Source organism: Salinicola lusitanus (assembly GCF_038648475.1).
In the GTDB taxonomy this organism is placed as follows: Bacteria; Pseudomonadota; Gammaproteobacteria; order Pseudomonadales; family Halomonadaceae; genus Salinicola; species Salinicola lusitanus.
The window spans coordinates 1,833,842-1,845,607 of the sequence record NZ_CP151919.1; the positions used below are offsets into that span (position 1 = coordinate 1,833,842).

11 protein-coding genes are annotated in these 11,766 nt (G+C 61.7%); 5 read left to right on the plus strand and 6 right to left on the minus strand.

The features are described 5' to 3' along the window. Positions 1-18: 18 nt before the first annotated feature. Positions 19-615, minus strand: a complete 597-nt coding sequence (locus AAGT95_RS08500; RefSeq protein WP_342596198.1) for a phosphatase PAP2 family protein — start codon at positions 613-615, stop codon at positions 19-21. Between the two features lie 615 nt (positions 616-1,230). On the opposite strand from AAGT95_RS08500, the gene AAGT95_RS08505 reads away from it, so the two are divergent. From AAGT95_RS08505 to AAGT95_RS08525, 5 genes are all read left to right on the plus strand, one after another. Beyond that, positions 1,231-2,598, plus strand: a complete 1,368-nt coding sequence (locus AAGT95_RS08505) for an MmgE/PrpD family protein (protein ID WP_342596199.1) — start codon at positions 1,231-1,233, stop codon at positions 2,596-2,598. Positions 2,599-3,238: 640 nt separating this feature from the next. Continuing rightward, positions 3,239-3,688, plus strand: coding sequence for a tripartite tricarboxylate transporter TctB family protein (locus AAGT95_RS08510; protein ID WP_342596200.1), 450 nt, complete (start codon positions 3,239-3,241; stop codon positions 3,686-3,688). Between the two features lie 9 nt (positions 3,689-3,697). Continuing rightward, positions 3,698-5,206 (plus strand): tripartite tricarboxylate transporter permease, encoded by a 1,509-nt coding sequence (locus tag AAGT95_RS08515; protein ID WP_110706974.1) that lies wholly within the window; start codon positions 3,698-3,700, stop codon positions 5,204-5,206. A gap of 10 nt (positions 5,207-5,216) precedes the next feature. Further along, positions 5,217-6,170: a Bug family tripartite tricarboxylate transporter substrate binding protein gene (locus tag AAGT95_RS08520; RefSeq protein WP_110706973.1), complete on the plus strand. Its 954-nt coding sequence runs from the start codon at positions 5,217-5,219 to the stop codon at positions 6,168-6,170. 75 nt (positions 6,171-6,245) lie between these two features. Next, complete coding sequence (locus AAGT95_RS08525) at positions 6,246-7,160, plus strand: LysR family transcriptional regulator (RefSeq protein ID WP_110706972.1); 915 nt, start codon at positions 6,246-6,248, stop codon at positions 7,158-7,160. Here the strand turns inward: AAGT95_RS08525 and AAGT95_RS08530 are convergent. From AAGT95_RS08530 to AAGT95_RS08550, 5 genes are all read right to left on the minus strand, one after another. Continuing rightward, positions 7,140-8,003 carry a metal ABC transporter permease gene (locus AAGT95_RS08530; protein WP_110706971.1) on the minus strand — a complete coding sequence of 288 codons (864 nt, stop codon included), beginning with the start codon at positions 8,001-8,003 and terminating at the stop codon, positions 7,140-7,142. The two genes, AAGT95_RS08525 and AAGT95_RS08530, sit on opposite strands and share 21 nt — an antisense overlap. Next, positions 8,000-8,908, minus strand: coding sequence for a metal ABC transporter permease (locus tag AAGT95_RS08535; RefSeq protein ID WP_342596201.1), 909 nt, complete (start codon positions 8,906-8,908; stop codon positions 8,000-8,002). The genes AAGT95_RS08530 and AAGT95_RS08535 overlap by 4 nt, the downstream gene beginning before the upstream one ends. Further along, on the minus strand, positions 8,905-9,831 hold the full coding sequence (locus AAGT95_RS08540; protein WP_342596202.1) for a manganese/iron ABC transporter ATP-binding protein: 927 nt from the start codon (positions 9,829-9,831) through the stop codon (positions 8,905-8,907). Before AAGT95_RS08540 ends, AAGT95_RS08535 begins: the two co-directional genes overlap by 4 nt. Then, positions 9,828-10,757, minus strand: a complete 930-nt coding sequence (locus AAGT95_RS08545; RefSeq protein ID WP_342596203.1) for a metal ABC transporter substrate-binding protein — start codon at positions 10,755-10,757, stop codon at positions 9,828-9,830. Before AAGT95_RS08545 ends, AAGT95_RS08540 begins: the two co-directional genes overlap by 4 nt. A 277-nt stretch (positions 10,758-11,034) precedes the next feature. Further along, a complete protein-coding gene (locus AAGT95_RS08550; protein WP_342596204.1) occupies positions 11,035-11,586 on the minus strand; it encodes an HAD-IA family hydrolase in 552 nt (183 codons plus the stop codon). Positions 11,587-11,766 lie beyond the last annotated feature (180 nt).

Below are 11,766 nucleotides of genomic sequence, written 5' to 3' on the forward strand. Positions count from 1 at the left end.
CTGAGTCGCCGCGGGAGCTCAGTGGGCCAGCCAGCCGCGCTCGATCAGCGGGGCGAACAGGCGCCGATAAAGGCCGCGTGACAGGCCATGGAGCGACGGCATGTAGAAGCGTTCGGTGATGGCCAACAGCGTGGCAACCAGGGCCGAGACGACGATGGCGCCGAGCATGTCCAGGGGAAAGTGAACGCCGAGGTAGACCCGGGACCAGGCGATGCCCAGCCCCAGTCCGGCGAAGAGATAGCCGAGCGGACGCCACTCACGGGACAACAGTAGCGTGATCGCCAGTGTCGAAATCACGGTCATGTGATCGCTGGGAAACGAGCTGTTCGCGGCGTGATCCAGGTAGGTATGGCCGACGGGAATGACGAAGGGGCGAGGATGATCCCACAGCAAGGCGATGACTTCGTTGACCGACAGGGCGAAGACGCACCCCAGCAGGGCTTTCAGCGCCAAGCGCTGGCGGGCGGGGTCTCGGTGCAACCAGCCGAGAATCATCAGTAGCGGCACGAGATAGATGGCGTAGATGGCCAGGGCGTAGGCCAGTGACAGGGTCAGATGCGAAGCGTGCGACGGGGCATTGAGCCAGGCGAAGAGACGTAAGTTGAAAGATTCCATGATCCGGTACGGTAGCGTCCTGAATGAAGCCGCTCATGCTACAGCCGCCAGGGAAGGCGATTCGCAGGAATTGGTAACGATAGTGTGATTTTTTATTCGCCACCCCGTGCGGGTGTCTGCCGGCGGCAACGCTTCGTCAGTATGATTTCCGCCACCCGTGGGGCACGCCACGATGTTCGCCAGCCGAAACCCGAGTGCGACTAAAGTCTGGTCCAGCCGAATGCCGTGACCGCTCCCGGATCCCGCCGCAAAAATCTTTTCTATTCATAGGCTTGAAATCGTCTTGTCGATGGCCATCCATTTTCTTTGGAACCCATCGAGAAAAAGCGATTTGTGACGCCACAATCGGCCGTGACACCTTCCCAAGCCATGACACATGCGTTACAGGGCGTGACTCATGGCAGCGAAGAACCTGGGCGATCCCCCTCCTTCTGTCCAGTGCCGCAATGTCGCTCTGACGAGGCCCGTCGTGACGTCCGCGTCGTTGACATCGCGCGTCCCGCATTACGCCTGTAGCCGATAGCGCCGCCGACCCTCGTCGCGTCGTTCCGGGTGTTCGTACCGGACGATACGACGCTATTGGCCCCGACTTACGACATTCGAGACAGCCTACCCATGACTTTATCCCAGCAATTGGCGGCACGGATCGTGGCGTTGACCTATGAGGATCTTCCGGCGACCGCCATCGACAATGCCAAGACGGCGATTCTCGACACGTTAGGCTGCGCGCTTGCCGGAGCCAGGGAACATGCGGTTGACACCTTGATGGCGACGCCCGGGATGGCGACTTCTGGCGAGTGTTCGCTAATGGGCCGGAGCGAACGCCTAGACCTATTGAGTGCCGCGCTGATCAACGGGTGTGCCGCGCACGCGCTCGACTTCGATGACGTCAATACTGCCATGGGCGGGCATCCGTCCGCGCCGCTGCTGGCGGGGCTGTTGCCGTTGGCGGAGGAACTCGATAGCAGCGGGAGGACGCTACTGCTCTCCTTCATCGCGGGGTTCGAGACCGAAACGCGACTGGCGCGGGCGGTCAATTTCTATCATTACGATCTTGGCTGGCATCCGACCGCCACGCTAGGCGTATTCGGCACCGCTGCCGCCTGCGCCAAGCTTCTGAACTTGAGCGCGAACCGTACTGCGACAGCGCTCAGCATCTGCGTGAGCCTCGCCAGCGGCGTCAAAGCCAACTTCGGCACCATGACCAAGCCTTTCCACGTCGGACACGCCGCGCGTCATGGCGTGATGGCGGCACTGATGGCACGCCAGGGTTTCTCTGCCAGTCTGGACGCCTTCGAACATCGTCAGGGCTTCTTCAACGTCTTCAACGGCGAGGGCAATTACCATGCCAATCGCGTCCTCGAGAATTGGGCCGCGCCGCTCGATATCGTCACGCCGGGAATCGGCATCAAGCTCTACCCATGCTGTGACAGCACCCACGCCAGCATCGATGCCGTACGCTTGCTCCAGGGCGAGCAGGCGTTCGATGTCACGGATGTAGAACGCGTCGTGGTGACGATTCATCCGCTACGCCTGACCCACGTCGACCGCCCCATACTGCGCAGTGCGACCGATGCCAAGTTCAGCGTCCAGTACTGTATAACGCGGACATTGCTGGATGGGCGAATTGATTTCGATAGTTTTACCGAGCATGCCTATGAGAACGAGGCGGTGAAGTCGCTGATGGCCAAGGTCGAAACGCGCCCTCATGCCCATAGCGCGCCGACCCCCGAGGGAAACTATCTCACCGAGCTTTGCATCGTGCTGCGAGACGGGTCGCAGCGGTTCAAGCGGCTGGACCGCCCGTTGGGGCGTCATGCCGAAGAGCCTGCGCCGACAGCCATGATTCGCGCCAAGTTCGACCGCTGCACGGCGCATGTCCTATCCGCCGAAGCCGGCTCACGACTGCATGATACCGTCATGGGATTGGAAACGCTGATGCGCGTGAGCGAGTTGACGGCGCAGGCCCGTTCCACCGAATGACGGGCGGGACCATCACCTGAGGAACCAACGTACTCACTCGGCCGGGTTTGCCATGCACGGTGCCGACAGGCCCCGTAAGGTCATGGCGAGCGTGGCGCTGGCGCTTGTCGGCGTGGTTGTTCAGTGCGTACAACGGTCGTTCGAGCCCTCGCGCCCAGCCCGTGTCGGCTAACGCTCTGTTGTTTCTCCCTCCCATCTTCTCGGCTGCGCACTGTTACTTGTGAACCCTTGCGCGGCTGATTCTCCTCAGCGCTGTCATCCGTGCCGCTGTCGGCTCGACGATGCGATGTCGTGACGAAGGAGCACGCTGCTGGCACCGATTCGGCGTGCAGTCCTCGTGCCCAAGTCAAAGCCGATGGCCACGGCATGGCTCCGGGATTTCGGCCCATGGCGAGGCTATCGGCGAGGGTAATATGGCAGGTAGAACACTGTAACTTTAGTCTAAGATTAGCTCGGTATCCCCTCTTATACCTAAGTTCATGTTGTTCATAAATATTTGATTTCTAATATGAATAAAAAGATTCTACCGACGGTGAAAGCTAGGTATAGCGCAATGCTATGGGTCTGGCAAAAAAACGCATTCGTGGCGCTCCAGCTTTTTCCCTAGCGTGGCTCCCCAGACCACAGAGGGGAGAGGTACATGAAAGCCATATCCAAGGGATTGATGCCAACGGTCGTTGTCTGCATCGCGCTGATGGGGGCATCTATCGCCTTCATCGTCATGGGCGCAGGCCTTCCATTGGAATCGGCGATGTTTCCATTGGGCGTTCTCGGCGTCGTGTGTGTCTTGAGCGTCGTGCTGCTCGTGCAGTCCTGCCTGCAGGACCGCAAGCGGGAGGCCGGCGAGGGTCATCCCGAAAGCCTGGGCAAGGTCGTGCTCGGCCTGTTCTGCGTGCTGGTCTACCTGGTGGCCGTTGCCAAGCTCGGCTTCTATGCCTCCACCTTTCTGATGATTCCGCTGATGAGCGCGGCATTCGGTTATCGCCGATGGGAGCGCAGCCTGTTCGGCTCGGCGCTATTCACGGTGATGCTCTATCTGCTGTTCGACATGGCCATGGGCAGAAGCTTGCCCCATGGCTGGCTGATGTGAGGCACGTCCATGTTTGAAGCACTCTGGCACTCCCTGCCCGATATTCTGAGCGTCAGCAGTCTGCTGGCCGTCGCGGTCGGCGTCGTCGCCGGCATTTTCCTCGGTGCATTGCCGGGGTTGAGTGCCACGCTCGGCATCTCGGTATTGCTCCCTTTCACCTTCGGCATGAGCCCGCAGGTTGCGCTCGGGATGATGGCGGGGATCTATAACGGCTCGATGTACGGTGGCGCCATTCCCGCCATCCTGTTGCGTATCCCTGGCACGCCAGCGGCCGTGGCGACCACCTTCGATGGCTACCCTATGGCGCAGCAGGGCCGTGCCAACAAGGCGCTGCGCGTGGCGCTTGTCTCCTCTGCCATCGGTGGTTTGGCCAGTGGACTGGCGCTGATGTTGCTGGCGCCGCCGCTGGGCAGTGTGACGCTAATGTTCGGGCCAACCGAGATTTTCTGGGTCTCCGTGTTCGGCATTCTGAGCATCGCATTATTGATCAAGGGCAACGCCCTGAAAGGGTTGATCAGCGCAGGCATTGGTATCTTCGTCGCCACGGTTGGGATCGACCCGGTGAGTGCCAATGAGCGCTTTACCTTCGGCTCGCTTTATCTCGATGACGGTATCAGCGTGATCGTGCTGCTGATTGGGCTGTATGCGATGCCACCGGTCATCGACACCTTGGTCAATCCACAGAATGGTGAAGAGAGCCACGTCAAAGAGGTGGACGACGAAGGTTTCTTCAGGTCTTTGGCATCAATGCTCGGCTACTGGAAAACTTGGTTACGGGCATCTCTGATCGGTATCGCAGTAGGCATTTTGCCGGGCGCTGGTGGGTCCTTCGGGACATTCATCAGTTACAACGAAGCCAAGCGAAGTGCGCGCAACTCGGAAGCGTGGGGTAAGGGGGAGCCAGAGGGCGTCGCCGCCGCCGAGACCTGCAACAACGCCGATACCGCGGCTTCGATGATCCCGGCGCTGACCCTGGGCATCCCCGGCACCTCGGTGGCTGCTGTCATGCTGGGGGGATTTCTCATCCATGGACTGCAGCCTGGCCCCAACCTGTTCCGAGAGCACCCGGACGAGGTGTTCGGCTTCATGTGGCAGTTCCTGATTGCGTCGGTGATGCTGCTATTTCTTGGCGGGTCCGTGGCGACCCGACTCTTCTCCAAGGTGCTCCATCTGCCGAGACCGCTGCTGGGCAGCATCATCCTTTCGCTGATGGTGGTCGGCGCCTACTCGATTCACGAAACCCTGTTCGACGTCTTCTTGATGTTCGGTTTCGGGGTGTTCGGTTACGTACTCGAGAAGCTCAAATTCCCGATGGCGCCCATCGTGCTTGGCGTCATCTTGGGCGGGTTCATGGAGTACAACTTCCGTATTTCGATGCTGATGAGCGGCAACGATCCCGCCGTGCTGTGGGGCTCGGCTCCATCGATCGTGCTCATTGCGATGATCGTGATGCTGATCGTCTTGACGTGCTTCAAGCAACGTCTGTCGTCGCTGATCGGTAAAAGACTCACCAACTAGGAGAGGCACCATGTTGAATCACCGGAACAAGATGACAATGATGACGGGCCTGGTGGCGTTGATGCCGCTGGTGGCTCAGGCCGACTTTCCGGACAAGGACATTACCATCGTGGTCGGCTACGGACCCGGTGGGGGGACCGATATTACCGCGCGTGTGGTCGGGCGCTATCTCGAGAAGTACTTGGATGGCGATGCCAGCGTGGTGGTCAAGAACGTCAAAGGGGCCGGTGGCGTCATCGCGCTGACCCAGGTATCCCGGGCCGATCCCGATGGCTATACGGTGGGGACCTTCAACGTGCCCGCATCGATCGGGCGGATGGTCGACCGCAAAGTGAGCTACGACCTCGATAGCTTCGAATTTCTCTCCAGTGTCACTTCGGATCCCAATACGCTGATCACTCAGCGCGATGACGATATCGATTCGCTGGAAGATCTTAAGCAGACATGCGCCGATGGCGGCCAGTTGACGCTTGGCCTGGCGGGATACGGTGGTGAAGACCACTTCGCCGCCAAACAGGTCGAGAGTGCCCTGGGCTGTCACTTCACTTACGTGCCACTGGGCGGCGACGGCTCGGCCCGGACGGCACTGATGGGCGGGCATGTCGACCTCGCGGTCGTCAACGTCAGTGCCGCCTACAATTATCAGGATTCCGTGAATTTCCTGGGTGTAATGGATGAATCTCGCTCGGCGTACCTGCAGGACGTGCCGACCTTCGAGGAGCAGGGTTACGATATCGACATGGCCTCGACTCGGGGCTACGTGCTGCCCAAGGGAACGCCGACAGCGATCGTCGACCAGTATAATGAAGCCTTCGCCAAAATGTTCGAGGATCCCGAGTTTCTCAAGGACATGAGCCGAGAGGCGGTACCCGCGGCCTATCTCGATGCCGATGCCTGGAAAGGGCTGGTCGAGCAGCAGCACCAGGCCGTCGTCGAGCTCTGGAACCGCGACCCCTGGAAGTGAGGGCGCGCTCAGGCCTGGGTTAGCCGGCCTGGAGGGGCCGCGCTACCGAAAGTGTCTTCATCGTCAGGAGTCGGCATGAAAGCCAGTATCCGCAGCCTCGAGGTGTTTCGTTCGGTGATGCACACGGGTTCGATCAGCAAGACCGCCATCGAACTGAACGTATCGCAGCCCACCGCCAGCGGCATCGTCAAGAGGCTGGAGGAGAAGGTCGGCATGCCGCTGTTCTATCGCACCAGCTTCGGTCTCTCGCCGACGCCGGAGGCGGTACAATTGCTGCCCGAGGTGGAGCGTATTTTCGGCCACTTCGATCATATGCAGACCAAGATCGACAATATTGCTCGAGGCGGCGATGCCTTTCTGGCGGTGCAGTCGATCTCCTCGATGTCAAAGCACTTCGTGGCGCCGACGATTCCCCGGTTCATGGCTGCTTATCCCAGAGCGAAGGTCTCGTTTCATGCCGGACAATCCTCTCAGGTGATCGGCAATATCGAGGTCGGCTCGTTCGATGTCGGTTTCATCTATGGTTCCAAGGTCAACGAGACGCTCGAGGTCATTCCGCTGGAACAGATCCAGTATCGGTGTATCGTTCGCCGAGACAGTCGGCTGGCCAGCAAGGCGGTGGTGGATGTCGCCGATCTCGCGGATGAGATTCTGATCCTCAATCGCAGCGGTACCTACCTGCGACATGCCGTCGAGCGCGCGCTGCAACGGCAGGGCTCGCATCTGGAGCCACAGATCGAAGCCGGTACCATGCAGGCCTATGATCTGATCAGTCAGGGCGTCGGCGTGGGCATTCTCGATGCCTCGCTGATCACCGAGGGACACTATGCCGATCTGATCTCTCTTCCCACGACGCTCGACATTCGCGTGCAGGCATCGCTCATCTATAACAGAAACGTCTCTCTGTCGTTCTTCGCCCGGCAGTACATCGACATGGTCGTCGAGCGGTTTGCGCCCACCCGAGGCGTGTCAGCGCCGCTCGACGGGTAGCGATCCGCCGCTGGCTTCGCGCTTCGCCGTGCGTCTCGTCGAGACGACGAATGCCACGATGAAGACGAGCGAGAACAGCAGCACGATGGTCGGTGCCGGGGCGCTGTCCAGGAAGAACGAGAGATAGACACCGAGGAAGGCGATGATCGCCGACATCGTCACCGACAGCAGCAGCATGGTGCCAAAGCGCCGGGTCAGCAGGAAGGCGATGGCGCCGGGCGCGATCAGCAGGGCAATGGCCAGGATGATCCCCGCCGCCTTCAGGGCGCCGACGATGGTCAGCGACATCAGGCAGAGCAGGCCATAGTGCAGCAGCCCGGTTCGCAGTCCCACCGCCCGGGCCTGGGTCGGGTCGAAGGCGTGGAGCAGAAAGTCCTTCCACTTCACGCCGATGACGCCAACGGTGACCAGGGCGATCAGCGCCGATTCCACTATGTCACGCCAGGCGACCCCGAGGATGTCGCCGAACAGGATGTGGTCGAGGTGGACCGTTGACTGGATCTTGACGAACAGCACCAGGCCGATGCCGAACATGCCGGAGTAGACGATACCCATGACGGTATCCTGCTTGATACGGCTGTTCTCCTCGAGGAAGCCGGTGGCAACGGCACAGAACATGCCGGCGACGAAGGCGCCGATGGCGTAGGGGATGCCGACGAGATAGGCGATCACGACACCCGGGAAGACCGCGTGGGAGATGGCGTCGCCCATCAGCGACCAGCCCTTGAGGACCAGAAAGCAGGAGAGCAGGGACATCGGGATGGTCACCAGCACCGCGATGATCATGGCGTTGACCATGAAGCCGAACTGGAACGGCATCAGCAGCGTCTCGAACCCGCTCATCGAGGTGACTCCGTGGGCCCGGAGGCTGGCGATCGTGTCTGGCTCGTCGATGACTGCGCCAGCGATGCGGCGGCCCTGCGTCTCGCCGCCAGCATGCCGTGGTTGGGTGCGAACACGAACGCCAGAAGGAACAGCACCGTCTGCAGCACGACGATGATGCCGCCAGTGGCGCCGTCGAGAAAGTAGCTGGCATAGGCACCGAAGAAGCTGGTCAGCGTGCCGATCGTCACCGCGATGATCAGCAGGCGCGGGAAGCGGTCGCTGAGCAGATAGGCCGTCGCGCCCGGGGTGATGACCATGCAGATCACCAGAAAGGCACCGACCGTCTGCAGCGCCGCGACGGTGGAAGCGGCCAGCAGGGTGAAGAACAGGATCTTGAGCGCCGTCGGATTGAGCCCGATCGAGCGGGCATGGTTCTCGTCGAAGAAGGTCACCATCAGATCCTTCCACTTGGCCAGCAGCACGACCAGCGATACCACCGCGATCGCCACCAGCTGGAGCGTGTCGGCGGGGGTGATCGCCAGAATGTTGCCGAGCACGATGGTCTGGATATTCACCGAGGTCGGCGACAGCGACACCATGAACAGCCCCAGGCCGAAGAACGAGCTGAAGATCAGGCCGATGATGACGTCTTCCTTCAGCTTGCTGCGCTGGTTGAGAAACAGCATCGTCGCGGAGGCCAGCCCACCGGCGAAGAAGGCGCCGAGCGAGAACGGCAGCCCCAGCATGTAGGCACCGGCGACGCCAGGCACGATCGAGTGCGACAGCGCATCGCCGATCAGTGACCACCCCTTGAGCATCAGGTAGCAGGAGAGAAACGCGCAGACCCCACCGACCAGTGCGGATACCCACATGGCATTCTGCATATAGCCGTAGCCGAAGGGTTCGAGCAGCGCACCGATCATCGTCGCTCCCCTGGCTTGCTCGAGGGCCGCCTGGCGGCGATGCCGTTCTGCAGCACCAGGGGCCGTTCATCGTCGGTGAACACCCCCACGGCCTGGGGCGGCGCGCCGGCCTGTTGGGATTGGTCGAGCACGAAGTGCCGCAGCACGCCGCCGAAGGCGCGCTCGAGGTTGTGCTGGGTGAATATCTCGTCGGTGAGGCCGTGGGCGAGCACCGTGCCCTTGATCATCACCGTGCGGTCGCAGAACTCCGGAACCGAACCGAGATTGTGGGTCGAGACCAGCATCACCCGCCCCTCGGCGCGCAGCTCTCTCAGCAGGTGGATGATCCGGTCCTCGGTCTGCACATCGACGCCGGTGAACGGCTCGTCGAGCAGAATGACGCGGCTGTCCTGGGCCAGCGCACGGGCCAGGAACACACGTTTCTTCTGGCCGCCGGAGAGTTCACCGATCTGGCGCTGGCGGAACGCCTGCATATCGACCCGGGCCAGTGCCGTCTCGACCGCGTCGCGATCCTGCCGCTTGGGGATTCTGAGCATGCCCATGTGCCCGTAGCGGCCCATCATCACCACGTCCTCGACCAGCACCGGAAAGTTCCAGTCGACCTCCTCCGACTGCGGCACATAGGCGATCAGGTTGCGCTTGAGCGCCACGCGCGCTGGCACCCCCAGTACGCGTATTTCGCCCCGGGCCAGGCGCACGAAGCCCATGATCGCCTTGAACAGGGTCGACTTGCCGGAACCGTTGACGCCGACCAGCGCGGTGATCGTACCGGTGGGGATCTCGAAACTGGTATCGCGCAGCGCGGTGTGCCCGTTGCGATAGATGACGGCGGCGTCGGTCACGCGGATGCCCGCGCCGGCCCGATCGGCAGTCGTGGCATCCGCCTTGTGATCGGCAGGTGCCGTATCGCGCCGCCTCGTCATGAAGAGGCTCCCTGGTTCAGGCCGTCCACGATGGTCTCGGTGGTGACGCGCAGCAGATCGATATAGGTCGGTACCGCGCCATCGGGATCGCTGAGCGAATCCACGTAAAGGACACCGCCATAGTGAATGCCGGTTTCGCGGGCCACTTGGCGGGCCGGCTTATCGGAGACGGTACTCTCGCTGAAGATGACCGGAATATCGTTGGCGCGGATGACGTCGATGACCTGGCGAACCTGCTGTGGCGTACCCTGCTGATCGGCGTTGATCGGCCACAGGTAGCGCTCGCGGAGGTCGAAATCCCGTGCCAGATAGGAGAATGCCCCCTCGCTGGTCACCAGCCAGCGATGCGTCTCCGGGATCTGGGCCAGCGCTTCACGGATCGGCGCCACGGCAGCCTCGATCTGCTGCTTGTAGCGCGCCGCATTGTCGCGGTAGGTGTCGGCGTTGTCCGGGTCGTACTGGATGAAGGCGTCGCGAATGTTGTCGACGTAGATCATCGCACTCGCCGGTGACATCCAGGCATGCGGGTTGGGTTTGCCGTCGTAGGGCCCTTCGGCGATGCTGATCGGGCTCACGCCCTCGGAGACCACGACACTCGGTACCTCCTGCAGGTTGTGGAAGAAGCGCTCGAACCAGCGCTCCAGGTCGAGCCCGTTCCAGAGGATCATGTCGGCATCCTGGGCACGCAGTATGTCGCGCGGGGTCGGCGCATAATTGTGGATCTCGGCGCCCGGACGGGTGATGGATTCCACCGTGGCGGCATCCCCGGCCACGTTCTGGGCCATATCCGCGATCACCGTGAACGTCGTCACCGCCTTGAACTTTTTCCGCTCGGCATCCTGCGCGAAGGCCGGCAGCGCGATCAGCAGCATCGCGAAGGCCACGATCCGCACCAGTGTCCAACGTCGATCCATCATCCCAGGCATGAGGCGCTCCTACTCGAAACGAGATTGGCCAGGGTAGTCGCGACCGTTGTGCTCCAAGCCCACGCAGTGCTTCGAGCGCGAAACGTTAGCGCGATTCGTTTTTTTACCCTGGTTAAATGGTGTTCCTTTGGTTTCGATGTATAGCATCGGTTGATTCGGCTGTGAAGGGAAAAGCGACTTCAATCGAAAGGCGAGGGTCGGAAGCGGGGAAGGACGGCCAAACCGGTGGTGAGGGCGAGAGCGTGCCGGATGGCGCAGCGCCCGCAGGCGCTCGGGCTCAAAGCTGTGCCAGTAGTCCTCGACAATCCTGATGGTGCCAGTCGGTGAGGCTTGGCCAACGGTTGTCCGCGACATTGACCAGGACGGTGCGGGTACCGGCGGCGCGACCGCACTCGAGATCCAGCGGGCTGTCGCCGACCATGACCACCGCCGAGGGTTCGACCCGCCAGTGATGGATGAAGTGGTCGAGGCCGCCGGGGTGGGGTTTGGGCGGCGCTTCGTCGCGGCCGAGCACGTCCGCGTGGGCGAAGCAGTCGGCGAGGCCGATCGCCTCCAGGGTGATATGCGCCAGCTCCTTGGCATTGCGTGTCAGGATACCCAGCCGGCAGCCGCGATCACGCAGCGCCTTTATCAACTCGACCGCACCGCTGGCGGCGGTCGAGCGCATCGCCAGCTCGCGTTCATGCTCGAGCAGCCAGCTGTGCTTGGCGTCGCGCTCGGCAGCCGGGAGCGTATCCAGGTGGTGCAGGATATCGGCGCCTTCGGGTATCTCCAACTCGCGGCGGATCGCCGGGAAGTCGTGCACACCGACGGTGAGCGTGCCATCCATGTCGAAGACCCAGTGGCGTATTGGCTTTAAGGCAGGCGAGGTCATAGCGAGTGTGCCGCGTGTCAAAAGGCCATCTTGCCATGGGTGTCGTCGGTTGTCCGTGATGCCGGCGCTTAGCCCATGTCGACAGCTGCCATGTCGATGGCCGTTGCACCATGCCCGACGCCCGGACGCGAGACC